Origin of the sequence: Nocardia pseudovaccinii, from assembly GCF_050942345.1 — a bacterium.
GTDB lineage: Bacteria > Actinomycetota > Actinomycetes > Mycobacteriales > Mycobacteriaceae > Nocardia > Nocardia pseudovaccinii.
The window spans coordinates 6990734-7015153 of record NZ_CP192074.1 but is presented as its reverse complement, the minus strand read 5'-3'; the positions used below and the strand labels follow the sequence as shown (position 1 = coordinate 7015153).

The following is a 24420-nucleotide window of genomic DNA, read 5'->3' as shown; positions in this document are numbered from 1 at the left end:
CGATCGAGGACTTTCGGCCCTGTTCGCGGTGGCGTAGCGGTGATGGCATAGTCGCACACCGGGAATAGAAAGTAGGGATGTCCTATGAATTCGCCGATGCGCTCTTCGGAACTGTGGGCCACTGCCGCCGATCCCGAAATGGCCGTGACCACCCGGGGTGCGGTGCCGCCCGCGGATGTGACCAGGGCGGTGCGGGGGATCGGTCGCGTCCTGCGTCGGCACCACCTCGACGCGGCGGCGCGGGTGCGGGTGACGGCACCGGTGGATTCGGACGAACCCACGTTGGTACAGGCCAACATTCGCATACACGACACCCCGACCCGCGTGCAGGTCACCGGTCCGCGCGGCTTCGCGGTGACCTTCGCGGTGGAACGGCTGGACCGTCAGATCGCCCGGCTGGCGACCAAACAGTCACGCGAGTGGCCCGATCCGGCGCGTCCGCCCCTGGCCAGGGTCACCGAGCCGCGCCCGATCGTGCGGAGGAAGCGCTGCGCGTTGCTGACAGGTACGCCCGCCGAGGCGTCGGCGGTGATGGATGCGATGGATTACGACTCGTACCTGTTCATCGATGCCGAGACCGGTGAGGATGCCCTGGTGGGCTGGGCGGATCCGTTCGGCGTCCGGCTGACCAGGCAGCGCACCACGCAGCCGCCGCAGGCTCCGGCGCAGCGGCCGCTCACGGTGAATTCCCTACCCCTGATCATGGATTCGGATCCGGCGCCGGTCCTGATCGATGAGGCGGCGGTGACCCGGCTGTGCCGCAACGGGTTGCCGTTCCTGTTCTTCACCGATGCCGACAGCGGCCGCGGCCGCCTGCTGTACCGCCGCTACGACGGGGATCTCACCATCGTCGTTCCGGTCGAAATCCGCTAGCTCTCGCGCAGTTTGGAGGCCAGCACCGCGGCTTGGGTGCGCCGTTCCATCCCGAGTTTGGCCAAAAGCCGGGAGACGTAATTCTTGACGGTCTTCTCCGCCAGGAACATTCGCGCCGCGATTTGTCGATTGGTCAATCCCTCGCCGAGCAGTGCGAGCAGTCGGCGTTCCTGTTCGGTGAGGCCGGCCAGCGGCCCGTCTTTTTCGGTGCTGGAACGTAGCCGGGCCTTGAGAGCGGCCGCCGCGCGGTTATCCAATAGCGAACGTCCGGCACCGACCTGTTTGATCGCCGCGGCCAATTCCATGCCCTTGATGTTCTTGACGACATAGCCGCTCGCGCCCGCCAATATCGCGTCCAGCATGGCGTGTTCGTCGGTGTAGGACGTCAGGATGAGGCAATGCAAATCGTCGATTTCGGCGAGCAGGTCGCGGCACAGTTCGATGCCGTTGCCGTCGGGAAGTCGGACGTCCAGTACAGCGACATCGGGTCGCAGGGCGTGAATGCCCGCCATGGCGTCCGCGACATCGCCTGCCTGGCCGATCACGGTGAGTTCCGGATCGCTCTCCAGCAGGTCGACGAGGCCGCGCCGGACGATCTCGTGGTCGTCGACGAGGAACACTGTGATCACGCGACCTCCTGTGCGGTGCAGGGGATCTCGTCCGCCCCCGGCGTTTGGTCCTACCCGACAAGGTATCCCTCGGCGGGCCGCAGCGGTATGCCGGAACGACAATTTCGAGTAATGGCGACTCGAATTTACCGACGAGCGCTATCGAAACACCGAAAGAAACCGACCGCTTGAATGGCATTGTGCGAATCGGGGTTCCGGGTATGCTGAGGCCGAAGTCATTCATAGCGGTCTTCGGTAGCGTGGCCTTGGAGGGCCCCATGCATAGTTATGTCGAACAATGACATATTCAGCGACGCTCGATTTCGGCAATATTTTCGGTCCGCCGCGGAGCTGTCCCGATTGTGGTTCGCATGCTATCGGTACCTTCGTCGACCACCGGGACGCCCTGTTCCGGTGCGGAGAATGCGGCGTGCAATGGCGGTTCGCACATGGCCGGGCCATTCGAGAGCTCCCGGTTATCGATCCGCAGCCGGGACCCGAAGAAGCGTGGACGTGTCCATGATGATCGGGTTGATCGTGCCGCCGTGAATGCCCGCACCGGTGGCTACATCGTCTTGGTCGGCCGGATGAATGCGGAGAACGGGTGCATCGGGCGGTCCGGATGGGCCGGTCGGCGCGCCGAAAACCGGTGATGATCACCAAGATCCGCGAACCGGAGCAGTGGCGCTACTACACTGAGCCGGTGCGTCCACTGATGGGAGCCGACGACCCTGAACCGCGCGAGGAGCCACTGGCGCCTCGGGTAGCGACGAGCCGGGCCATTCCGCCCACGCCGGTAGCTTGACGAGCCCCTGGGGTGACGGTGCCGATCCCGGGGCGCCCCGAGCGGTCGCCGGGGTCACCTTGGTCGAGGGCTCGACCTTCTGCATCAGCGAGGACGGCGGTGTCATCAGCCCGAATCGTGCCGAGGGATTGTTCGTGCGCGACACCAGGGTGCTGTCGCGGTGGCGGCTGACCGTCGACGGGTTGGCGCCGCAACCGCTCACCGTCCAGCACACCGAGCCCTACAGTGCGACGCTGCTGGCCAGGACGCCGCCGCGGCCAGGACGCGCCGACAGCACGGCACTGGTGACCGTCGCGCGCTATGTCGGCGACGGTATGCGCGATGACGTGACCGTCCGCAATCTCTCCGGCGCGGCGATCAGCTGTGTGGTGGTGCTGGAACTCGATGCCGATTTCGCCGATCTGTTCGAGGTGAAGGAGGGGCGGATCGGCGACAGCGTGGTGGTCACCGAGAGCAAGGCGACGGCGGGCACGGTCGAGATCAGCCGGACCGATCTGCCGCTGGCGGTGACGGTGACCGCAGCGGGGGCGACCGCGGTCGATCGCGAATTGCGGTGGCAGGTCGAGCTGCCCGGGCGCGGGGAATGGTCGGTGTGCATCCAGTACCAGCCGACGCTCGGCTCGGTGGTGACCCCGCGGCATCAGTGTGGGAATCCGATCTCGCACAGTGCGCCCGCAGTGCGGATGCGCGAATGGTACGAGAATTCGCCGTCGGTACAGACCGACGATCAGACGCTCGCCGCGGTACTGCGCCGCGCTGTCGTCGATCTCGGTGCGCTGCGCATCTTCGATCCCGGTCATCCGGAACGGGCGGTGGTCGCCGCGGGCGCGCCGTGGTTCATGGCGCTGTTCGGGCGGGACTCGCTGCTCACCTCGTGGATGGTGTTGCCGCTGGACCGGCGGCTCGCCGTCGGCACGCTGCAGAGTCTGGCGGGTCTGCAGGGCAGCGAGGTTCGCGCCATGACCGAGGAGGAGCCGGGAAAGATACCGCACGAGGTACGGTTCGGACGGGCGGCGACGTCGCTGCTCGGCGGTGACACCGTGTACTACGGAACCGCCGATGCCACACCGCTTTTCGTGATGTTGCTCGGTGAGTTGCATCGCTGGGGACTGGATGCCGAGACCAGGGACGAGCTGCTGCCGCATGCCGATCGGGCGCTGGAGTGGATCGAACACTTCGGTGACGCGGACGGCGACGGATTCGTCGAGTATCAGCGCGGGGCTGAGCACGGTTTGGCGAATCAGGGGTGGAAGGACTCCTGGGACGGGGTGAACTTCGCCGACGGCAGGCTGCCCGAGGCGCCGATCGCGCTGGCCGAGGTGCAGGGATATGTGTATGCCGCGTATGTGGCGCGGGCGGCGCTCGCGGCGGATGTGGGTGATCACCCGACCGCGGATCGGTTCCGGGTCAAGGCGGCCGCATTGAAGGAAGCGTTCAACAGGGCGTTCTGGCTGCCCGAGCACGGTTGGTTCGCCCTCGGTCTGGACGGGGACAAGCGGCCGATCGACGCGCTGACCTCGAATATCGGGCACTGCCTGTGGACCGGGATCATCGACGAGAACAAGGCGCGATCGGTCGCGGATCACTTGCTGTCGCCGGAGATGTTCAGTGGGTGGGGCATCCGCACATTGGCCACCAATATGGGTGCCTACAACCCGGTGAGCTATCACAACGGATCGGTGTGGCCGCATGACAACGCGATCTGCGCAGCCGGGCTGATGCGCTACGGCTTCACCGAACACGCCAACCGTGTGATCGACGGGGTGCTCGACGCGTCCACCCGCTTCGGCTATCGACTGCCCGAGCTGTTCAGCGGTTTCGACCGCGCGGAATTCGACGCTCCGGTGCCGTATCCGACCTCCTGCTCACCGCAGGCGTGGGCGTCGGCGGCGCCGCTGCTTTTCATGCGGAGCATGTTGCGGTTGGAGCCGGGTACCGGGTCGGCATCGGTCGCGCCCGCGGTGCCGGATCGGTACCTGCCGCTGCGGGTGAGCGGGGTGCGGGTGGGGTCGGATGTGCTCACCGTCACCGTGGACAATGGGGGCTGGCAGCTCAGCGGATTGGCTGGAAAGCTGCGTCGATCCGACTCCTGACCTGGACCGATGACCGGGGAACCCGGCGTGCGACGAAACTTGTCGGTGGGTCGGCCTAGCATGGCGCTGGGGGTATCACGTCTGTTGGACCGACACGATCGAGAAGGGACACCTGGTGGCGGAACGCCTCACTGTGCGCGGAGCTCGGGAGCACAATCTCAAGAGCATCGACCTCGATCTGCCCCGCGACAGTCTCATCGTGTTCACCGGTCTATCCGGTTCGGGCAAATCCAGCCTCGCCTTCGACACGATCTTCGCCGAGGGGCAGCGCCGCTATGTCGAATCGCTGTCGGCCTACGCGCGCCAGTTCCTCGGGCAGATGGACAAGCCGGACGTCGACTTCATCGAGGGACTTTCGCCTGCCGTTTCGATCGATCAGAAGTCGACCAACCGCAACCCCCGGTCGACGGTCGGCACCATCACCGAGGTCTACGACTACCTGCGCCTGCTGTATGCGCGCGCCGGTACTCCGCACTGCCCGGTCTGCGGTGAGCTGATCGCCAAGCAGAGTCCGCAGCAGATCGTGGATCAGGTGCTCGCCATGGAGGAGGGCATCAAATTCCAGGTGCTCGCGCCGGTGGTGCGCACCCGCAAGGGCGAATTCGTCGATCTGTTCGACCAACTGAACAGCCAGGGCTATTCGCGCGTCCGGGTCGACGGTGTGGTGTATCCGCTCACCGATCCGCCGAAGCTGAAGAAGCAGGAGAAGCACGACGTCGAGGTCGTGGTGGACCGGCTCCAGGTGAAGTCGAGTTCCAAACAGCGGCTTACCGATTCGATCGAGACCGCGCTGCGGCTGGCCGACGGCATCGTGGTACTGGACTTCGTCGACCGCGACGAGCACGCCCACGATCGGGAGCGCCGTTTCTCCGAACGCCTGGCCTGCCCCAACGGTCACCCTCTGGATATCGAGGATCTCGAACCGCGCTCGTTCTCGTTCAACTCGCCCTACGGCGCGTGCCCGGACTGCACCGGACTCGGCATCCGCAAGGAGGTCGATCCGGATCTGGTGGTGCCCGATCCCGAATTGAGCCTGGCCGAGGGCGCGATCGCACCGTGGTCGCGTGGGCAGACCGCGGAATACTTCACCCGGCTGCTGTCGGGGCTGGCCGAATCCATCGGATTCTCCATGGATACACCGTGGCAGGACCTGCCGCCGAAGGCACGCAAGGCGGTGCTGGAGGGCAGTTCGGATCAAGTGCACGTCTCCTACACCAACCGGTACGGCCGGAAGCGTTCGTACTACGCCGATTTCGAGGGCGTGATGCCGTTCCTGCAGCGGCGCATGGAGAGCACCGAATCCGAGCAGATGAAGGAGCATTACGACGGGTACATGCGCGATGTGCCGTGCCCGGTGTGCAACGGTGCTCGGCTGCGGCCGGAAATTCTGGCCGTCACCATCGCCTCAGGCGGTGAGAAGAAGTCCATCGCCGATGTGAGCGAATTGTCGATCGGTGATTGCTCGGCATTCCTGAACGCCTTGACGCTGGGGGAGCGCGAGACCGCCATTGCCGGGCAGGTGCTCAAGGAAGTGCAGGCGCGCCTCGGCTTCCTGCTCGATGTCGGACTGGAGTATCTGAGCCTGTCGCGGGCCGCGGCGACGCTGTCCGGTGGTGAGGCGCAGCGCATCCGGCTGGCGACCCAGATCGGATCCGGGCTGGTCGGTGTGCTGTATGTGCTCGACGAACCCTCGATCGGTCTGCATCAGCGCGACAACCGGCGGCTCATCGAAACGCTCACGCGGCTGCGGAATCTCGGCAATACGCTGATCGTGGTCGAACACGACGAGGACACCATTCGGGCCTCGGACTGGGTGGTCGATATCGGTCCGCTGGCCGGTGAGCACGGTGGTGAAGTCGTGCACAGCGGTCCGTATCAGGAACTGCTCACCGACCCGAAATCGCTGACCGGCGCATATCTTTCGGGCCGCGAGCGCATCGAGGTGCCGATGGTGCGGCGGCCGGTCAGCAAGAAGCGCCAGCTCACCGTGGTCGGTGCGAACGAGCACAACCTGCGCGATATCGATGTCAGCTTTCCGCTCGGTGTGCTCACCGCGGTCACCGGTGTTTCCGGTTCCGGTAAGTCCACGCTGGTCAACGACATTCTGGCGACCGTGCTCGCGAACAAGCTGAACGGTGCGCGGCAGGTGCCGGGCCGGCACACCCGGATCAACGGCCTCGATCATCTGGACAAGCTCGTGCAGGTGGACCAGTCGCCGATCGGCCGGACGCCACGCTCGAATCCGGCCACCTATACCGGCGTATTCGACAAGATCCGGACCCTGTTCGCGGCAACCACCGAGGCGAAGGTCCGCGGCTACCAGCCCGGCCGGTTCTCGTTCAATGTCAAGGGCGGCCGCTGCGAAGCATGCTCGGGTGACGGCACTTTGAAGATCGAGATGAACTTCCTGCCGGATGTGTATGTTCCGTGCGAGGTCTGCCACGGCGCCCGGTACAACCGGGAGACGCTCGAGGTGCATTACAAGGGCAAGACCATTGCCGAGGTGCTCGATATGTCGATCGAGGAGGCCGCGGGGTTCTTCGAGCCGGTCACCTCGATCCACCGCTACCTCAAGACCCTGGTCGACGTCGGCCTGGGTTATGTGCGACTCGGCCAGAGTGCGCCCACCCTCTCCGGCGGTGAGGCACAGCGCGTCAAACTGGCGGCCGAACTGCAGAAGCGCTCCACCGGACGCACCGTCTACATCCTCGACGAGCCGACCACTGGCCTGCACTTCGAGGACATCCGCAAGCTGCTGCTCGTCATCAACGGCTTGGTGGACAAGGGCAATACGGTCATCGTCATCGAACACAATCTGGACGTCATCAAGACCTCCGACTGGGTGGTCGATATGGGTCCCGAGGGCGGCTCCGGCGGCGGTACGGTCGTCGCCGAGGGCGCCCCGGAAGATGTCGCGTCAGTGGGCGACAGCTACACCGGCCAGTTCCTGAAGGAGGTCCTGGCACTGCCCGCCGCGACCGAGCCCAAGGCTCCCGTCAAAAAGGCGGCGAAGAAGGCCCCCGCCAAGAAAGCCACGACCAAAGCCGCGGCGAACAACTCTTCGACAACGAAGGCGACGACGACGAAAATTCCGGCACCCAACCCCGCCGCCGCAAAGCGCGCCGCACGAAAAGCCGCCGCACTGCGCTGATCTCGCCTTCTTCTCGCCCGACACCGGCTACTCGGTGTCGGGCGAGACAACGGGTGCGGGCACGAGGTGTCGCTAGCCCGGGCGGTTCGCGATGCAGTGGATCAGTTCGGCGAGTTCCTTGTATCGGGACCACATCGGCCAATGGCCGGTGGGCAGATCGACGTATTCGGCGTCGATCTCGGCCAACTCGGCGAACATTGGTTCCTGACCCGCGTCGCGGAGTTTTTTGACCAGGTCCGCGGTGATGCTGTTACAGATCACCGTCGTGGGGATGGCACGGCGCGCCGGTGAATCGCTCAGTCGCAGGGGAGCGGCGGCGACTCCAGCGGGTTCGGAAACCGCACATTCGCGGAACCGGGCCAGGGACACCTCGTCCAGTCCGGTGAGGCTATTGCCGTCGGCCTCCAACTGATCCCAATCCGGCAGCGCGAGTTCGCGAACGGTCGCATCCAGTGCGGAATTGAGGATGAAGCCATTCGGTAGCGGAGCGGCGTCGACATAAATGCCGCGGCTGAAGCGTTCCGGGGCGATATCGGTGGCGAGATAGGCGGCCGCCGCGCCGCCCGAGTGCGCGACGACCACCACGGCTTCATCGGGGGCGATTTCGTCGAGGATGGCCTGCGCCTGCATTTCCAGGGTCGCGCCGAGCCGGTCGTCATCGTCCGGGTCGAGTCCGGGCAGCGTCAGCGCCAACACGTCGTCACCCCGGCCGCGCAGATCGGCCGCGACGTCGTCCCATGCCCACGCGCCGAGCCAGAATCCGGGGATCAGAAGTATCCGTGCCATGCAGTGAGCATCGCACGCCGAACCTGGCGCAACGCAAATCCGCAGTAATATGTCCGGGTCACCGAGATAGCCACGCGCGCAAAGCGTTTCATTGTTCACAAGATGAACTACTTCGGGTCGAGTGGGATCGACCCGTGAGATCGACGGGCAGCGGCGGCACGGATCGCCCCGCATCGCTTGTGGCCCACCCGGGTGGCATCTCCGCGATTCCGGGCGGGCCACATCGGCGTGCCTACGAGCTTCGAGCTGGACCGAACCACCGCGTCAATGCGTTCCGGAGTCGGTCATGTTCGGTACCGACTTCACTTGCCCAAGCGACATACCCGTCCGGTCGGACGAGTAGCGCGTCAGCGGGCGCGTCGGGACAGGTCGCGATCACGGTGTCGACCCGGTCGTTCCAGTCGCCCGCGATATCGGCGAACCCGCTGTTCTCGGTCAATTGGATCAGTACAGCTCGTGCCGAGTGCAGCAGATCGGCGATACGCGTTCGGCCGTCCGAGGTTTCGAGGGTGAGGTCAGGGACCATGCGTCCGGACAGTGGATGCGGATCGCCGATGTCGTAGCGGATATCGGATCCGGCGAGCAGATGTGCGATATGTCCAGCGTTTTCAGGCGCTTTGAGTAGTTCGCCCATGAACTCGCGAAGCGCGGTGACCTCCGGACCGGGCGCCATCAGTGCGAGCTGGGACAGTGAGTGCATCATGACGCGCTCGCCGACCGGGTATCGCTCGGAGTGATAGGTGTCCAGCAGGCCCTCGGGTGCCCAACCGTTCACCTGTGCGGCGAGCTTCCAACCGAGATTGGCCGCGTCCTGCAAACCGAGGTTGAGGCCCGGGCCGCCCATCGCCGAGTGCACGTGGGCGGAATCGCCGAGCAGGAAAACATTTCCGTCGCGATAGCGTTCGGCCAGTCGAGTGTTCTGGCCTTCGGTCCGGCGCAAGGCGTGCGGGCCGGATCCGGGCGGTGGCGCGATCGGCAGGTCGACACCGAGCACCCGCCGCAGACTCGTGCGTAGTTCGTCGAGCGTCATCGGCGTGTCCTCCGGTACCGGATCGCCGTCGAACTCCATGGTCGCGACCAACGGGCGGCCGCGTTCGAGCTCTGCGAAGATGAACATGCCCCGTTCGAGCCGGTTATGTCCGAAGGGAAGTCGCCCGAGGCCGGGAATCAGGATGCCGCCGTCTCCGGTTCGCAGTTCCTCCGGCACGCTCACATGTGCCATCCGGACCAACTTCGATGCGTTTGTGCTGCCGGGGAATTCGATTCCGGCGTGTTTGCGGACGAAGCTCTTGCCGCCGTCGGCCGCGACCAAGTATGTGGTGGTCAGGTCGTACTCGCGGTCGGGACCCGTCACTGTGACGGTCACGCTCCCGTCCTGCTGGACCAGATCGGTCAACTCATGGCCCCAACGGATTTCGATACCGAGTTCGCGTGCCCTCTTCTCCAACAGGCGAACCAGTTTCGGCTGGGGGATGAGCAGCGCGTACATCGGATTGTTCGCGACCTCGGCGAAGGACACCGGCATCCCGCTGAACAGATAGCCGGGCACGGGCTGCGGAGCGCCCGGTGCGCCGCCGAATTCGTGGTACAGGCCGCGCATATCCAGCAGCCGAATCACCTGGCCGACAAGGCCGTTCGCTTTCGGCTCGGCGCTGGGCTCGCTCAGTTTCTCCAGCACGATGGGACGCACGCCGAGCAGTGCGAGTTCGCAGGCGAGCATGAGCCCGTTGGGGCCGGCACCGGAAATGACTACGTCGTAAGAGTTTTCGGGCATGACAAATACACCTCTTGTTGCCTTCGAAAAGTGCGTGTGCGGTGAGTCAGTCGTCGACGGAAGGCGCGGGAAGTCCCGCGGCTACCTTGTCGATGGCTTGTCGTAGCAGTGTGGTGAGCAATACCGGCGGATCCGCGTACACATAGGTCGCGGTGGCGGCCTGGTAGATCGCGCCGATCGCGCCGACGACGAGGCGTGGATACAGATCGCGGGCCGCGTCGGTTCCGGTGCGTTCCGCGATCGCCTGGATCCAGTCGTCGGATACCGCCTTGGACACCGCGGTGCGGGTCTCGGGCGCCTCGAGCAATTCGCGAATGACCGCCAGTTGGCGCGCGGTCGGCGGGTGGTCTCCGGCGCCGTCGGCCTCGAGTGGTTCGAGGACCGCCGTGGTGATCGCGGTCCAGAGCGGCTCGTGCACGGGCCGGTTCCGCAGTGCGATCAGACTGCGCTGGATCCGCTCGGTCTGCCGGTAGGCCAGTGCCTCGTGCTTACCGGTGAAGTAGTTGTTGAAGGTCCGGACCGACACGCCCGCGCGGGCGGCGATGTCCTCTCTGGTGATATTGGCCAGTCCGCGTTCGAATGCCAGCTCGAGCGTCGCATCGCTGAGTGCCTTTCGGGTGTCGAGCTTCTTGCGCTCGCGAAGGCCGAGGATTTGCTCATCTGGCATGACACCAGGGTACGACGAAACTTGCCCAGCAGGCAATGTTTCCCGCTGGGCAAAATTTAGCTAGGCGTAGACCGGGCCGGTGTACTTCTCGCCCGGACCCTTGCCCGGCTCGTCCGGATGTGCCGAGGACTCGCGGAAGGCGAGCTGCAACGACTTCAGGCCGTCGCGATACGGACCGGCATGTGGACCGAAGTATTCGATAGACGAGGTGATCAGCCCGGCGAGTGCGGTGATCAGGCGGCGCGCCTCGTCCAGATCGCGGCGCGGACTGTTGTCCGGATCCTCGTCGGCGAGTCCGAGCTTCTCCGCCGCCGCGCTCATCAGCATCATCGCGGCGCGGCTGATGATCTCGACCGCGGGGATCTCGGCCAACTCGCGGACGTCGGTCGCATCGGATACTGCCTCGTCACTCATAGGCACGAGGATGGCACCGTGGTGGTCGGGCGCGCTCGCCGGGGCGGGGCGATTCGGCGATAGCGAGTGGGAATGTTAGACTTTCCGCTGACGACCGCCCCGGGCTTGCCCGGGGCTGATAAGTGGAGCCCGACTCCCACCGTTGCCGACGAGCAATCGTACTGGTCAAACGGTCCGGTCCCCCGCCCTGCCTGGGCGGGTTTCTTGTGCGGAGGGTCCTCGGCGAGGATCATCACGGACAAGGTCGACCACGAGCATGCTCGTGGTCGAAGGCCGGTCGACTCGGGCCCCGTGGCGGAATACCGCACCGGGGCCTTTGCGTTGAAAAGGGGTTGCCGTTATTGCGTGCGGTCGTCTGACGACACCGCTTGACCTAGGAGGCCCCATCAGCACTGAGACCCGCATCAACGATCGCATCCGCGTTCCCGAGGTCCGACTTATCGGACCGGGTGGTGAACAGGTTGGGATCGTGCGTGTTGAAGATGCACTACGCGTCGCCCTCGAGGCGGATCTCGACTTGGTCGAGGTCGCGCCGGATGCCCGTCCACCGGTCTGCAAGATCATGGACTACGGCAAGTTCAAGTACGAGACGGCGCAGAAGGCGCGCGAGTCTCGCAAGAACCAGGTGCAGACCGTGATCAAGGAGCAGAAGCTCCGTCCCAAGATCGACGACCACGACTATGAGACCAAGAAGCGCAACGTTGTTCGCTTCCTCGAGGCCGGCTCGAAGGTCAAGGTCACGATCATGTTCCGCGGTCGTGAGCAGTCGCGTCCCGAATTGGGCTTCCGGCTGCTGCAGCGTCTGGCCTCCGACGTCGCCGAATTGGGTTTCGTCGAGACCTCCGCCAAGCAGGACGGTCGCAATATGACCATGGTCCTCGCACCACATAAGGGTGCGAAGACGCGGGTGAAGGCGCAGGAGGATTCGCGGGCACCGCGTCCCACCGCCACCGAGGCGCCTTCCGCTCCCGCTCCCGCACCTGCCGCGGGCGCACCGGTCGCCGAACAGGCCGCGCCGGCCGATCCGCAGTAATACCGATCAGAAAACCGGTGGTCCGACGAGGACCACCGGTACGAGACAGATAGAGGAATCCATGCCGAAGATGAAGAGCCACAGCGGCGCCTCGAAGCGATTCAAGGTTTCGGGCCGTGGCAAGCTGCTGCGTCAGCAGGCGAACCGTCGCCACCTGCTCGAGCACAAGTCCACTCGCCGGACTCGTCGTCTGGACGGCACGGAAGCCGTCGCGTCTGTCGACGTCCCTCGCGTCAAGCGTCTCCTGGGTCTCTAAGACCCCAGGTAGCAGCACCCGCGCGACCGGGATTCCGGACGCGACCACCGACCAATTCCGGGGCCGCCACGCATGCGCCCCCTAGATCTAAAAAGGACTGACCCATGGCACGCGTCAAAAGGGCCGTCAACGCGCAGAAGAAGCGCCGTTCCGTTCTCGAGGCCTCCAAGGGCTACCGCGGCCAGCGCTCGCGGCTGTACCGCAAGGCCAAGGAACAGCAGCTGCACTCGCTCACCTACGCCTACCGGGACCGCCGGGCGCGCAAGGGTGACTTCCGCAAGCTCTGGATCGCCCGCATCAACGCCGCGGCGCGCCTGAACGACATCACCTACAACCGCTTCATCCAGGGCCTGAAGGCCGCCGGTGTCGAGGTGGACCGCAAGATCCTCGCCGAGCTCGCCGTCTCCGACGCGGAGGCGTTCGCCGGTCTGGTCGCCGTCGCCAAGGCCGCTCTGCCGCAGGACGTCAACGCCCCGGCTGCCTGATCCGCACCTGCGTGACGACACAGCATTCGGAACGACCCGTGGATGCGCTCTCCGAGCATAATCCGCGGGTCGTTTCCGCTGTAAAGCTGCAGCGCGCTGCAGCCCGCCGCAAGCACGGGCAGTTTCTGGCCGAGGGCGCGAATTCCGTTGCGGCGGCGCTGGAAACCGGTCGGGTACGGGAGCTGTTCTATTCGATGCACGCCGCGGTTCGGGAGAATCAGCTGATCGCCGGGGCCGCCGCCGCGGGCGTGCGCACCACGTTGGTGAGTGAGCGCGCCGCCGAACACCTCGGTGAAACCGTCACCGCGCCGGGGCTTGTCGCGGTGTGCGACCACATCGACGTGCCGCTGGCGGACGTGCTGGCCGAGCGGCCGACACTGCTCGCCGTCCCGGTCGAGATCGCCGAGCCCGGCAATGCGGGCACTCTCATTCGAGTCGCCGATGCGGTGGGCGCGAATGGCGTTGTGCTGGCGGGGGATGCGGTCGATCCGCACAATGGCAAATGCGTCCGCGCGAGTGCGGGCAGTCTGTTCCATGTGCCGATCGCGCGGCATCGCGATGTGGGCGAGGTGCTCGATGCCGTTGCGGCAGCGGGCATTACGGTGCTGGCCACGGCCGCCAAGGGCGAGGTCGACCTGGACGACGCCGATGAACTGCTAGCTGGTCCGGTGGCTTGGCTGTTCGGTAATGAGGCGCACGGCCTGGACCCCGCCGTCGCCGCGCGCGCGAATCATCGCGTGCGAATTCCCATTCACGGTCGCGCCGAAAGTCTGAATCTCGCCGCCGCGGCCGCGATCTGCCTCTACGCCAGCGCTCGGGTCCAGCACGCGAAATAGGACGCGAGGTGCCGACCGAAATAGGCATCGCGGTGCCGCGTATCCGGCGGCGGTCTCGCACCGGTCCCGACCTCCGCAAGCCGATACCGGATATGCGACAGCCGCCCGGAAAGCATTGCCGCTCTGGGTGTTTCGAGCCTTGCAACGCGACGCGCTAGGGGACGGCTGGTGTGCCGCCGGGAGCTACGGGTAGGCCAGCTGCTTGCCAGGCGCGGAAGCCGCCGATGAGGTCGGTGGCTTGGTGGAGGCCGAGTTCGAGGACGTCGGCGGCGGCGAGGCTGGACGCGTAGCCCTCATTGCAGACCAGTACCACTGGAGTGTTCGTGGTGAGACCGGGCAGCCGGTGCGTGCCGGTCGGGTCGAGACGCCATTCCAGCACTATTCGTTCCACCACGACCGAACCGGGGATTTCGCCCTCGGCGAGCCGGTTGGCGTGCGGGCGGATATCGACGACCAACGCGCCGTCGGCCAGTAGTGCCGCCGCCTGCTCCGGGTCGACGCGATTCAGCTTGGCTCGTGCCCGGTCGAGCCTGTCCTCGGTGCTGATAGCACTACCTTCTTTCATGGCTGGGACCTGCAGGAAATGCTTTCGGCGCTTGTCCTTCGAGGACTGAAATGGGCCGGCGGACCCGGAGGTTTTAGCTGGAGGCAGGTTGTGTTGGAGGGTAGCGTCCCGGCGAGGACTGGGCTCATGCCTGCGCCTCGCCGGCGCTCGGCTGCGGCATGACCGCTCGGGGCGGCCGTGTTGACTGTTCGCTCATACGCCCACGAAATCCGTGAGGGCACGGTACTCGCGGACCGGTCGCAGCGGTGGTGAATACGCGTGCACCGAGGCGGCCGGGCGGGTGCTGTGATTGCGCAGCCGATGCGCGCGTTCCGGTCCGAAGGCGACAGTTTCGCCCGCCCGCCATTGCGTCGTGCGGACCGGGCCGTCTGGATGACGGTATTCCTCGCCGAGTTCACCGATGGACACCGTGAACGAGCCGGAGGCGCCGCCGTGATCATGCGGTTCGGTGCCCTGCCCCGGTGCCCACGACAGCAGCCACACCTCGACGCCCATGGTCAGCGCCAGCCGGGTCCACCAACGTCGCTGCGTATCGAACCGCACGATGTCCAGTAGTGGTGTCGCCATGGCATCGGCCACCGACCTGGTCAACTCCCGCAATTCCGCGGGTGACCACAGCGTCCGCTCCGGACACACCGCCTCGCGCATCAGCGGTCCATCGACCGCGGGATGAATATCGTTGGTGTACTCGAGATTCACCGGCAGTGATGTGGTCAAGCGAGATACTCCTGACAAGGTCGTTGGGACAATCGACTGCGCTGCCAAACCGCGACGAAGCGGTCTCGCGATTGTCCAGCACCACGACGCCGTTGCCACCGGTCACAATCACCATGAGCAAAACTGCGCACCCGCAGCCCCTGTCGTCACCGCACGGGAAAGACCGCTTACTCCTCCTCGGCGAGGCTTTCGAGCATTTCGGCGGCCCAGCAGACGTCGACCGAATCGGGCCCGGCGACACCCATCGCGGCCATCACGGTCAGCAGCATGCCGGTGCCGAGAAAGTTGCACATCTCCGGGATGGATGCGCCGGTGAGTTCCTTGACCACACCGTAAATGCCGCCGAATCGGGCGCGGACATCCGGACCGATGGCCGGATCGGAGGCGGCGGCGAAGGACTGCAACAGGACTCGGAGTAGTTCGCGTTCGTTGAGAAAGGTTTGGTAGCCCTTGCCGAGCGCGCGCATCTTCTCCTCCTCGGTGGAGTCCGGCGTGGTGCCTTCGGCGGCGGCCGTGCGGAAGACCTCCTCGATGCGATCGCAGACCTGATGGGTCGCGGCCAGGAACAGTTGCTGTTTGGTGCCGAACAGGCGGATCACATACGGCTGCGAAACCCCGGCCAGCCGCGCGATCTCATCGGTTTTCGTTGCGGCATAACCGGATTCGGCGAATGCGGTGACGGCCGCGCGCAGTACTTCCTCGCTGCGTTCGGTCGCGGTCATTCGGGTTCGGGTTGAACTCGCCATCGTGCTCCACTTCGTCGTCGGCCGCTCGCCATTGACATGTTATCAGCCGATGCATACTCTTCGGGCAGTTAGTTATCAGTCGATTACAACAAAGGCTGGATATGTCCGAGACACTCGTAACCGCCGCTCCGCAGGCGTCCGTCGAACCACGCGTGGGCGGGCGGGCGCTGGCCGCCGTGCTGGCCGCGGTCGGCATCCCGATGTTCATGGTCACGCTGGACAACCTGGTGGTGACCAACGCACTGCCGGTGATCCGCACCGAACTCGGCGCCTCCCTCGCCGATCTGCAATGGTTCGTCAACGCCTACACACTGGCCTTCGCATCGCTGCTGCTCACCGCCACGTCCATCGGGGACCGGCTGGGCCGCCGCCGGATCTTCCTGGCCGGTATCGCGCTCTTCACGGCGGCATCCGCGGCCTGCGCGCTGGCCACCGAGCCCTGGATGCTGATCGCCGCCAGGGCGATTCAGGGTTTCGGTGCGGCCGCGGTGATGCCGCTTTCGCTGACCCTGCTGTCATCGGCGGTCCCGGAGAAGATGCGCAGTGCCGCCATCGGCATCTGGGGTGGCATCTCCGGACTCGGTGTCGCGCTCGGCCCGCTGATCGGCGGCGCGGTGGTCGAGGGGCTGAGCTGGCAGTGGATCTTCTGGGTGAATGTGCCGATCGGTGTGCTGGTGCTGCCCTTCGCGGCGCGGGTGTTGACCGAATCGCACGGGCGGGCCAAGCGGCTGGATCCGCTCGGGCTGGTGCTGTCCGCGGGCGGCGTACTCGCGGTGGTGTGGGGCGTGATCCACGGCGCCGATGACGGCTGGACCTCGACTGGCGTGCTTACCGCGCTGATCGGCGGTGCGTTGCTGCTCGGACTGCTGATCGCCTGGGAGTTGCGGACGCCGGATCCGATGCTGCCGCTGCGGTTGTTCCGGTCCCGGGCATTCCGGGTGAGCAATACGACCGTCTTCACCTTCTCGGTCGGCGTATTCGGTTCGATCTTCCTGCTGGCGCAGTACTTCCAGGTGGTGCAGGGCTTCGGGCCGCTGCAATCCGGCATCCGGACGATGCCGTGGACGATGGCGCCGATGGTGGTCGCACCGCTGGCCGGATTGATCGTGGACCGGGTCGGTGCGCGGAATCTGCTGACGGCCGGACAGTTTTCGCTGGCAGCTGCGCTGGCCTGGATGGCGGCGGTGGCCTCGGTCGACGCGAGCTATCTCGCATTCGTCGGGCCGTTCCTGCTCGGTGGCATCGGCATGGGGCTGACCTTCGCACCCGGCGCGACCGTGGTGATGGCCAGTGCGAGTCCGGAGGATCGGGCGATGGCCTCGGGTACCAACAGCACGATCCGTGAGGTGGGTGTCGCGATGGGTGTCGCGGTACTGGCCTCGGTCTTCGCCTCACACGGCTCCTATGCGGACCCACAGAGTTTCGTCGACGGTCTGATACCCGCCGTGTGGGTCGGCGCCGCGGTCGTCGCGGTGGGCGCAGTGTTTTCCAGGCTCCTGCCCAGCCGCGTCACCGCTGTGGACTGATCGTCCGGCACTGATCGGTAGGTATGCGCCCGCTCCATGTTCACTCGCGTGGGCCGGGCGCACGGCTGTGTTGTGGCAAGGCCGCTGTGGCAGGGGGGTGCGTCGCTGCTGGGTCGACGTGGTGGGCGGATATGCGGTGCGGGTGCGGCTGCCGGTGTCGGCCTCGGTCCGCTGTGCGTCCCGTCCGCTTGCTGATAGCTGGGACGCTCGTTGTCGACCGTGTGGTGCGCCGAGCCGCTCTGGCCTGGGTGAACTGCGCAACTTCGAGACCGGCACACACTCGGCAAGCGTGTCAGCGGTAATCCGGATGAATCGGCCCTCGCGCATCTAATACGATTCGACCAGGAGCAATGTGGGTCGGCAATACTGCGGACCCGCGAACCGATCCCCAGGGGAGAGACGAACGATCGTGGCCGACGACAACGATGGAGTCGAGAACGCAGCGCTGAGTGAGGAGGCATTGGCCGCCGCCGCGGCAGAGGCCGAGAAGGCGTTTGCGGCGGCCGCCGATCTGGATGCGCTCGCGGTCGCCAAGACCGAGCATCTCGGCGGTAAGGCGCCGCTGGCGTTGGCACAGCGCGCGCTCGGCAGCCTGCCGAAGTCGGAGAAGGCGGACGCGGGCAAGCGCGTGAACGTCGCGCGGGCGCGGGTATCGGAGGCTTTCGAATCGCGCCGCACGGTGCTGCTCGCCGAACGCGACGCGGCCGTGTTGGTCGCCGAGACGATCGATGTGACGCTGCCCGCGCGCCGGGACGCCGTCGGTGCACGGCATCCGATCACGGTTATCTCCGAGCAGATCGCCGACGTCTTCGTCGCGATGGGCTGGGAGGTCGCCGAAGGGCCCGAGGTCGAGACCGAGCACTTCAACTTCGACGCGCTGAATTTCCTGCCCGACCATCCGGCCCGCACGATGCAGGACACCTTCCATATCGCGCCCGAGGGTTCGCGACAGGTGCTGCGCACGCACACCTCGCCGGTCCAGGTGCGTTCGCTGCTCGAGCGCGAACTGCCGATATATGTGGTGTGCCCCGGTCGGACCTTCCGCACCGATGAGCTCGACGCCACCCACACCCCGGTCTTCTCCCAGGTGGAGGGACTGGCGGTGGACAAGGGTCTGACCATGGCGCATCTACGCGGCACCTTGGACGCGTTCGCGCGCGCCCTGTTCGGGCCGGATACCCGGACGCGCATGCGTCCCAACTACTTTCCGTTCACCGAGCCCTCCGCCGAGGTCGACGTGTGGTTCCCGGACAAGAAGGGCGGCGCGGGCTGGGTCGAATGGGGCGGCTGCGGCATGGTGAACCCCAAGGTGCTGATCGCCAGTGGGATCGATCCCGAGGTGTACAGCGGGTTCGCGTTCGGCATGGGGCTGGAGCGGACGCTGCAGTTCCGCAACGGCATCCCGGACATGCGGGACATCGTCGAGGGCGACGTGCGTTTCACGCTGCCCTTCGGTGTCCGGTCCTGAGCTTGCCGATTTCAACGACCCTTCGATCGAGAGAGCGAAACGTCAAGTGCGAGTAGCGCAGTCCTGGCTGACCGAAATCCTGCGGCGGACCACCCCAGACTGGTCGGTGACGCCGGAGGAGCTCGATGCCGGATTCGTCCGCGTCGGGCTGGAGGTCGAAGAGGTCGACAAGCTCCAGCGGGTGAGCGGTGATATCGACAAGCCCCTGGTGGTCGGTCGAGTCGCCGAGATCACCGAGCTGAGCGAGTTCAAGAAGCCGATCCGGTTCTGCAAGGTGGACGTGGGCAACCCGGAGCTGCAGGAGATCGTCTGCGGTGCAACGAATTTCGCCGTCGGCGACCTGGTGGTCGTGGTGCTGCCGGGCGGGGTGCTGCCCGGCGGATTCCAGATCTCCTCGCGCAAGACCTACGGGCATGTGTCCAACGGCATGATCTGCTCGGTCGCCGAACTCGGTATCGGCAAGGACCATTCGGGGATTCTGGTGCTCGAGCCGGGTACCGCCGAACCGGGCACCGACGCCAATGAGCTCCTGGGGCTCGACGATACGGTCATCGAGCTGAACATCACGCCGGATCGCGGGTACTGCTTCTCGACCCGCGGTCTGGCGCGCGAGCTGGCGTGCGGATTCGATCTCGAATACGCGGATCCGGCGGTGCGGACACTGCCCGATGACGAGCAGGACGCGTGGTCGGTCCGGCTCGAGCCGGAGTCGAAGTGCACCCGTTTCGCGGTGCGCCGGGTCACCGGTATCGACCCGAATGCGGTGAGCCCCTGGTGGTTACAGCGTCGGCTGCTGCTGTCGGGGGTGCGCCCGATTTCACCCGCGGTCGATGTCACCAACTATGTGATGCTCGAGCTCGGCCAGCCGCTGCACGCCTTCGATGCGGCCAAGCTCAACGGCGGTCTCGTCGTGCGCACGGCCAATAGGGGCGAGACGCTGCGCACGCTGGACGAGGTCGAGCGGGTGCTCGATGCCGAGGATGTGGTGATCGCCGACGATAGCGGCGTGGTCTCCCTCGCGGGCGTAATGGGCGGTGCGACAACGGAAGTCGGCGCGGAGTCGACCGATATCGTGCTAGAGGCCGCCACCTGGAATCCGCTGCTGGTCTATCGGACCGCGCGCAGGCACAAGCTGGTCTCCGAGGCAGGTAAGCGGTACGAGCGGGTCGTCGATCCGGAGATCAATGTCGCCGCGGTCGATCGCGCGGCCACGCTGCTGGCCGAAATCGCCGGTGGCACTGTGGAATCGGCGCTCACCGATGTTCGGGTGCCGGTGCCCGCCGCGCCGCCGATCCGGATCGATATCGATCTCGCCGATCGGGTGGCGGGCGTGGTGTATCCGACCGGCACGTCGGCACGTCGGCTCGCGCAGATCGGCTGCACGGTCGAGGTGGGCGTCAACGAGGCCACCGGGCACGGACAACTCGTCGTCACGCCACCGAGCTGGCGGCCCGACCTGGCCCAGCCCGCCGACCTCGTCGAAGAGGTGCTGCGGCTGGAGGGGCTGGAGCAGATCCCCTCCGTCATTCCGACCGCGCCGGCCGGGCGTGGGCTGACCACCGCGCAGCGCCGCCGTCGCGCGGTGAGCCGGGCGCTGGCCTTCGCCGGATGCGTCGAGGTGCTGCCGCCGCTGTTCCTCGCCGCCGGGGTTTTCGACATCTGGGGTCTGGACGCCGACGATCCGCGCCGCACCACCACGCGGGTGCTGAACCCGCTCGATGTGGAGCGCGCGGAATTGGCGACCACGCTGCTGCCGGGGCTGCTGGAAGTGGCCGCGCGCAATATCTCTCGTGGTGCCCGCGATCTCGCGATCTTCGGGATCGCGCAGGTGGTGCTGCCCGGTCCGAACGTGCGGGCGGTGGCGGCGCTGCCGGTGGATCGACGTCCGACCGATGCGCAGATCGAGGAACTGCTCGATTCGCTGCCTGCCCAGCCGGTGCACATCGGTGCGGTCCTGACGGGGCGGCGGGAACCGCGTGGGCCGTGGGGTGCCGGGCGTCCGGCGGAGGCCGCCGATGCCTTCGCGCTCGCCGATGCCGTCGCCGATGCGGCGGGCGTGAGCATCGAGCGTCGTCCAGCGGTCCACCTGCCGTGGCATCCGGGGCGGTGCGCCGAGCTGGTGGTCGATGGTCAGGTCATCGGGCACGCGGGTGAACTGCATCCTGCCGTGCTGGAGCGGGCGGGCCTGCCGCCGCGCACCTGCGCCGTCGAACTCGATCTCGATGCCCTGCCGCTGCGCGAATCCCGGCCTGTCCCAGTGGTTTCCCCGTTCCCGGCGGTACTGCAGGACGTTTCGGTGAGTGTCGCGAAGTCCGTGCCCGCCGCCTCGGTCGAATCGGCGCTGCGCACCGGCGGCGGTGCGTTGCTGGAGGATATCGCCCTGTTCGACGTGTACGAGGGCACGCAGGCGGGTGAAGGTCGCAAATCGCTGACCTACGCACTGCGTTTCCGCGCCAGTGACCGGACACTGACCGAGGACGAAGCGAGTGCCGCGCGTGATTCGGCGGTCGCGGCCGCTTCCGGCGCGGTCGGCGCGGTACTGCGCGGCTGATGAGCTGATATCGGCCCCGGGCGTCACTGCGTCCGGGGTCGATTTGTGTTGTGGCTCAGTGTCTTACGTGTTGCCCGCGGCCCTGCGATTTTCGGTGTGGTCGGCGCGGTGCTGCGCGGCTGGTGAGCTGATATCGGGGCCCGGGGTGTCCGCGATCGCGTCGGACTCGCCGTCGACCTCGAGATCGGCGAAATGGTCGTATGCGCCCACCGCGGTCGGGAACAGCTCAGGCGCTACTGTCCCCGGGGCCGATTGTGTTGCGGCTAAGTGCATTATGTTTTCCCGCGACCATGCGATCGGCGACGCAGGTATCGGCCGATTTGTTGTGCGCCGGTTTCGTGCTGCCGCCGATGCATTCACCGCCCACTCCCGTACGAAATCCGCGATATTGCTGAGAATTGGCGCTACGGCGATAGGAGCACGGATGTCGCAGGCGCCCGGCTGTCGTCACACGGTGAGGGTGGCGGATTGCAACGTTGCCCGATAGTTACCGACGGTGGGAAGTCTGCGTGCGCGTTCCATGGCATTGTCGACGCGAATCAGCCACGGGCCCCGAAAGGGCCGACTGTCGATGAGAGGGTGCACATGGGTTTGCGCATGTCGGTGTTGCGAGAACGTCGAGGGTTCCGTCGAATTGTGGCCGTCGCTGCGGCCATGGCGATCGCGCCGCTGATCGTCGCGGCTCCGCAGGCGAACGCGGCCGCCACCGTCGAGCGGATCGAGCACACCTCCGCGCAGCAATGGCAGATGTATGTCCGCTCGCCCGCGATGAATCGGACCATCCACCTCGACGTGCTGGTACCGGCGAACCAGTCGGCATCCCGGCCGACCCTGCTGCTACTGGACGGAAACGGGGCGTCGGAATCCCAGCCGGCGAGCACCTGGACGCTGCGTGGCGGCGCCAAGGAGTTCTTCGCCGACAAGCCGGTCAATGTGGTGATGCCGGTCGGTGGCGGGGGCACCTACTACACCGACTGGTTGAAGGATGACCCGAAACTGGGACACCAGAAGTGGGAGACCTTCCTGACCTCGGAGCTGCCGCCGTTGATCGACCGTGAGCTGAAGGGCAACGGGGTCTACGCCGTGGGCGGACTTTCGATGGGGGCGGGAGCGGCAGCCATTCTGGCCGTTCGGCACCCCGATATGTTCCGTGCGCTGGCGGCCTTCAGCGGTTGCTACTCCACCGACGGTGTCGGGCAATTATCGGTGCGCCCCGTGGTCGAATCCAAGGGCGGGGACCCGGACAACATGTGGGGCAAGGTGGGCAACCCGGAGTGGGCGGCGCACGATCCGAGCAAACACCTCGACGCGCTGCGCGGCAAACCGGTCCACCTGTACGTCGGCACCGGTGTGCCCGGCCCCGACGATGCCCCGTTCGACGATCGCTGGTCGTGGCCCAACGACCCGATCCGGTCGAACGAGATCGAAAACATCTCGCACGACTGCACCCTCGCCATCTCACCCGCCATGAAACTGTTCGGCGCCGACCTCTCCATCGACTACGCCGCTGTCGGAGTCCACTCGTGGCCGTACTGGAAGGCCGCGCTGCCCAAGTCCTGGCCGGCGCTGAAAGCGGGCCTCGGCGTATAGGAGGCCGCGAACACAGGTGGCAGGTGCAAGTGCCGCGTCCAGCTGGCTTCTGAGGTAATCGAGATCCGTCGAGCGCAGTCACATGGCGATGCCCCGGGGCGTGTCGCGCCGCGTTTCGACTGCGCTTGGCGAGCGAGCCGGACCGGATAGCGCGGCGGCGCGGTAACGGATCGGGGCTATCGGCCGCTGCGCACCTTTGTCGCGCCGCGCCGCGATTTTCTGGGCAAATCGGTGCGCGGCGTAAAGATCGTGCGCGGTGTCACTGAGCATGATCGGGAATAGGGCGGGTGTGGGTTGGGTTACACCCGCTAGCCGTGGTTTGTGCGCGGCGGAATCCGGTGCGACGGCGGGAGATTCGATGAGTATGCGAGCCATTTGGAACGGCACGGTGTTGGCCGAGAGCGACGACACCGTGGTGGTCGAGGGTAATCATTACTTTCCGGCGGGAGCGCTGAAGACGGAGTACTTCCGGGACAGCGATACGCATACCGTGTGCGGGTGGAAGGGGCTCGCGTCGTATTACACGGTCGAGGTCGAGGGCGCGAAGAATTCGGATGCCGCCTGGTACTACCCGGATCCGAAGCCGGAGGCCGAGCAGGTGCGTGACCGGGTCGCGTTCTGGAAGGGCGTCGACGTCGTCGAGGTGTAATGCATTCGGGGAGTCGGCGCGCGTCGGCGGCGGGTTCCGGGTAAGAACGATGGCATGCGACATCCGGCCAGTCCGATCCTCAATGCGCTGACCTTCATGCCCGATCGCCAGGTCGTGCAGACGCCGTCGATCCTCGAGATGGATTACACCGAGTTGTCCATCCGCACGACCGATGGCGAGACGCTGCAGGGTTGGTGGCTGCCCGCCGCACGCTCGATCGGACATGTCCTGTTCGCGCACGGCAATGCGGGCAATATCGGCGACCGGGTGCCGATCTACGCGCTGCTCACCCAAATCGGTTTGGACGTACTGACTTTCGACTATCGCGGCTACGGACGTAGCACCGGGCGACCCACCGAGCACGGCACCTATCTCGACGCCCACGCGGCCCGGCGGGTGCTATTGAAACAGCCCGGCGTCGATCCGGATCGCATACTCTACCTGGGCAAATCGCTCGGCGGCGGTGTCCTGCTCGAACTGGCGACCGAGCATCCGCCCACCGGACTGATACTGATGTCCACCTTCACCGGCCTGCGCGACGCGGCCCGCTCGGTATATCCCTTCCTGCCCAGCCCGTTCGTCCCGGACGCCTACCCGAGCCTGCGCCGGATCAGCAAGCTGCGCGCACCCGTCTTGATCATGCACGGCGATCAGGACGAACTCCTACCGCTGCGGCATGCCGAGCGGCTGTTCGCGGCCGCGCCGGAGCCGAAGCGATTGGTGGTCTTTCCCGGCGGGGGTCACAACGATCTGATCATGTCGACCGGGGTCGATTGGGCGGATCTGATCCGCTCCTGGGCGGGTGATGTGCTCGCCCGCTGATGGCG

22 protein-coding genes are annotated in these 24420 nt (G+C 66.2%); 13 read left to right on the top strand and 9 right to left on the bottom strand.

Translation table 11 applies throughout. The annotated features are described in order from the left end of the window. Positions 1–96 precede the first annotated feature (96 nt). Complete coding sequence (locus ACQPZ2_RS31555; protein ID WP_433521785.1) at positions 97–873, top strand: sigma 54 modulation/S30EA ribosomal C-terminal domain-containing protein; 777 nt, start codon at positions 97–99, stop codon at positions 871–873. Here the strand turns inward: ACQPZ2_RS31555 and ACQPZ2_RS31550 are convergent. After that, complete coding sequence (locus tag ACQPZ2_RS31550) at positions 870–1502, bottom strand: response regulator (RefSeq protein WP_387295502.1); 633 nt, start codon at positions 1500–1502, stop codon at positions 870–872. The two genes, ACQPZ2_RS31555 and ACQPZ2_RS31550, sit on opposite strands and share 4 nt — an antisense overlap. 780 nt (positions 1503–2282) lie before the next feature. On the opposite strand from ACQPZ2_RS31550, the gene ACQPZ2_RS31545 reads away from it, so the two are divergent. Next, on the top strand, positions 2283–4379 hold the full coding sequence (locus ACQPZ2_RS31545; protein ID WP_433521784.1) for an amylo-alpha-1,6-glucosidase: 2097 nt from the start codon (positions 2283–2285) through the stop codon (positions 4377–4379). A 115-nt stretch (positions 4380–4494) separates the two neighbouring features. Continuing rightward, complete coding sequence (gene uvrA, locus ACQPZ2_RS31540; RefSeq protein ID WP_433521783.1) at positions 4495–7530, top strand: excinuclease ABC subunit UvrA; 3036 nt, start codon at positions 4495–4497, stop codon at positions 7528–7530. Between the two features lie 72 nt (positions 7531–7602). On the opposite strand, the gene ACQPZ2_RS31535 is transcribed toward uvrA, so the two are convergent. The 4 genes from ACQPZ2_RS31535 to ACQPZ2_RS31520 form a co-directional block, all read right to left on the bottom strand. Continuing rightward, entirely contained in the window at positions 7603–8316 is a 714-nt protein-coding gene (locus ACQPZ2_RS31535) for an alpha/beta fold hydrolase (RefSeq protein ID WP_433521782.1), read from the bottom strand. Positions 8317–8548: 232 nt separating this feature from the next. Next, complete coding sequence (locus ACQPZ2_RS31530) at positions 8549–10090, bottom strand: FAD-dependent monooxygenase (protein ID WP_433521781.1); 1542 nt, start codon at positions 10088–10090, stop codon at positions 8549–8551. 46 nt (positions 10091–10136) lie between these two features. Beyond that, complete coding sequence (locus ACQPZ2_RS31525) at positions 10137–10757, bottom strand: TetR/AcrR family transcriptional regulator (RefSeq protein ID WP_433521780.1); 621 nt, start codon at positions 10755–10757, stop codon at positions 10137–10139. 60 nt (positions 10758–10817) lie between these two features. Next, a complete protein-coding gene (locus ACQPZ2_RS31520; protein ID WP_063044273.1) occupies positions 10818–11171 on the bottom strand; it encodes a DUF1844 domain-containing protein in 354 nt (117 codons plus the stop codon). A 340-nt stretch (positions 11172–11511) separates the two neighbouring features. Here ACQPZ2_RS31520 and infC point away from each other — a divergent pair, with 340 nt between their 5' ends. The 4 genes from infC (at position 11512) to ACQPZ2_RS31500 (ending at position 13781) form a co-directional block, all read left to right on the top strand. After that, on the top strand, positions 11512–12204 hold the full coding sequence (gene infC / locus ACQPZ2_RS31515; protein WP_433527571.1) for a translation initiation factor IF-3: 693 nt from the start codon (positions 11512–11514) through the stop codon (positions 12202–12204). Positions 12205–12265: 61 nt separating this feature from the next. Further along, positions 12266–12460, top strand: coding sequence for a 50S ribosomal protein L35 (rpmI, locus tag ACQPZ2_RS31510; RefSeq protein WP_040689021.1), 195 nt, complete (start codon positions 12266–12268; stop codon positions 12458–12460). A 104-nt stretch (positions 12461–12564) separates the two neighbouring features. Beyond that, complete coding sequence (gene rplT, locus ACQPZ2_RS31505) at positions 12565–12945, top strand: 50S ribosomal protein L20 (protein ID WP_040689024.1); 381 nt, start codon at positions 12565–12567, stop codon at positions 12943–12945. 38 nt (positions 12946–12983) lie between these two features. Beyond that, complete coding sequence (locus ACQPZ2_RS31500; RefSeq protein WP_433521779.1) at positions 12984–13781, top strand: TrmH family RNA methyltransferase; 798 nt, start codon at positions 12984–12986, stop codon at positions 13779–13781. Positions 13782–13935: 154 nt separating this feature from the next. Here the strand turns inward: ACQPZ2_RS31500 and ACQPZ2_RS31495 are convergent, their stop codons facing one another. The 3 genes from ACQPZ2_RS31495 to ACQPZ2_RS31485 form a co-directional block, all read right to left on the bottom strand. Next, positions 13936–14346, bottom strand: a complete 411-nt coding sequence (locus ACQPZ2_RS31495) for a rhodanese-like domain-containing protein (RefSeq protein ID WP_433521778.1) — start codon at positions 14344–14346, stop codon at positions 13936–13938. Positions 14347–14538: 192 nt separating this feature from the next. Continuing rightward, positions 14539–15063, bottom strand: a complete 525-nt coding sequence (locus ACQPZ2_RS31490) for a cysteine dioxygenase (protein WP_433521777.1) — start codon at positions 15061–15063, stop codon at positions 14539–14541. A 167-nt stretch (positions 15064–15230) separates the two neighbouring features. Then, entirely contained in the window at positions 15231–15809 is a 579-nt protein-coding gene (locus ACQPZ2_RS31485; protein WP_433521776.1) for a TetR/AcrR family transcriptional regulator, read from the bottom strand. A 101-nt stretch (positions 15810–15910) separates the two neighbouring features. Between ACQPZ2_RS31485 and ACQPZ2_RS31480 the strand changes: the two genes are divergently transcribed. The 3 genes from ACQPZ2_RS31480 (at position 15911) to pheT (ending at position 21354) form a co-directional block, all read left to right on the top strand. Then, a complete protein-coding gene (locus ACQPZ2_RS31480) occupies positions 15911–17335 on the top strand; it encodes an MFS transporter (protein ID WP_433521775.1) in 1425 nt (474 codons plus the stop codon). 409 nt (positions 17336–17744) lie between these two features. Next, positions 17745–18803: a phenylalanine--tRNA ligase subunit alpha gene (pheS, locus tag ACQPZ2_RS31475; RefSeq protein ID WP_063044271.1), complete on the top strand. Its 1059-nt coding sequence runs from the start codon at positions 17745–17747 to the stop codon at positions 18801–18803. 46 nt (positions 18804–18849) lie between these two features. Continuing rightward, the gene (gene pheT, locus ACQPZ2_RS31470) at positions 18850–21354 is read left to right on the top strand and encodes a phenylalanine--tRNA ligase subunit beta (RefSeq protein ID WP_433521774.1); all 2505 of its coding nucleotides are present in this window, start codon (positions 18850–18852) and stop codon (positions 21352–21354) included. A 63-nt stretch (positions 21355–21417) separates the two neighbouring features. On the opposite strand, the gene ACQPZ2_RS31465 is transcribed toward pheT, so the two are convergent. After that, positions 21418–21627, bottom strand: coding sequence for a hypothetical protein (locus tag ACQPZ2_RS31465; RefSeq protein ID WP_433521773.1), 210 nt, complete (start codon positions 21625–21627; stop codon positions 21418–21420). A gap of 363 nt (positions 21628–21990) precedes the next feature. Here ACQPZ2_RS31465 and ACQPZ2_RS31460 point away from each other — a divergent pair, with 363 nt between their 5' ends. From ACQPZ2_RS31460 to ACQPZ2_RS31450, 3 genes are all read left to right on the top strand, one after another. Next, entirely contained in the window at positions 21991–22944 is a 954-nt protein-coding gene (locus ACQPZ2_RS31460) for an alpha/beta hydrolase (protein WP_433521772.1), read from the top strand. 358 nt (positions 22945–23302) lie between these two features. Beyond that, positions 23303–23593 carry a DUF427 domain-containing protein gene (locus ACQPZ2_RS31455; protein WP_433521771.1) on the top strand — a complete coding sequence of 97 codons (291 nt, stop codon included), beginning with the start codon at positions 23303–23305 and terminating at the stop codon, positions 23591–23593. Positions 23594–23647: 54 nt separating this feature from the next. After that, positions 23648–24415: an alpha/beta hydrolase gene (locus ACQPZ2_RS31450; protein ID WP_433521770.1), complete on the top strand. Its 768-nt coding sequence runs from the start codon at positions 23648–23650 to the stop codon at positions 24413–24415. Positions 24416–24420 lie beyond the last annotated feature (5 nt).

Bases quoted from the DNA above. Each gene is read 5' to 3' on its own strand.
- ACQPZ2_RS31455 (WP_433521771.1), top strand. From the start codon at position 23,303: ATGAGTATGCGAGCCATTTGGAACGGCACGGTGTTGGCCGAGAGCGAC.
- ACQPZ2_RS31525 (WP_433521780.1), bottom strand. From the start codon at position 10,757: ATGCCAGATGAGCAAATCCTCGGCCTTCGCGAGCGCAAGAAGCTCGAC.
- ACQPZ2_RS31485 (WP_433521776.1), bottom strand. From the start codon at position 15,809: ATGGCGAGTTCAACCCGAACCCGAATGACCGCGACCGAACGCAGCGAG.
- ACQPZ2_RS31450 (WP_433521770.1), top strand. From the start codon at position 23,648: ATGCGACATCCGGCCAGTCCGATCCTCAATGCGCTGACCTTCATGCCC.
- ACQPZ2_RS31480 (WP_433521775.1), top strand. From the start codon at position 15,911: ATGTCCGAGACACTCGTAACCGCCGCTCCGCAGGCGTCCGTCGAACCA.
- ACQPZ2_RS31465 (WP_433521773.1), bottom strand. From the start codon at position 21,627: ATGCACTTAGCCGCAACACAATCGGCCCCGGGGACAGTAGCGCCTGAG.
- ACQPZ2_RS31520 (WP_063044273.1), bottom strand. From the start codon at position 11,171: ATGAGTGACGAGGCAGTATCCGATGCGACCGACGTCCGCGAGTTGGCC.
- ACQPZ2_RS31530 (WP_433521781.1), bottom strand. From the start codon at position 10,090: ATGCCCGAAAACTCTTACGACGTAGTCATTTCCGGTGCCGGCCCCAAC.
- ACQPZ2_RS31495 (WP_433521778.1), bottom strand. From the start codon at position 14,346: ATGAAAGAAGGTAGTGCTATCAGCACCGAGGACAGGCTCGACCGGGCA.
- rplT (WP_040689024.1), top strand. From the start codon at position 12,565: ATGGCACGCGTCAAAAGGGCCGTCAACGCGCAGAAGAAGCGCCGTTCC.
- rpmI (WP_040689021.1), top strand. From the start codon at position 12,266: ATGCCGAAGATGAAGAGCCACAGCGGCGCCTCGAAGCGATTCAAGGTT.
- ACQPZ2_RS31555 (WP_433521785.1), top strand. From the start codon at position 97: ATGCGCTCTTCGGAACTGTGGGCCACTGCCGCCGATCCCGAAATGGCC.
- ACQPZ2_RS31535 (WP_433521782.1), bottom strand. From the start codon at position 8,316: ATGGCACGGATACTTCTGATCCCCGGATTCTGGCTCGGCGCGTGGGCA.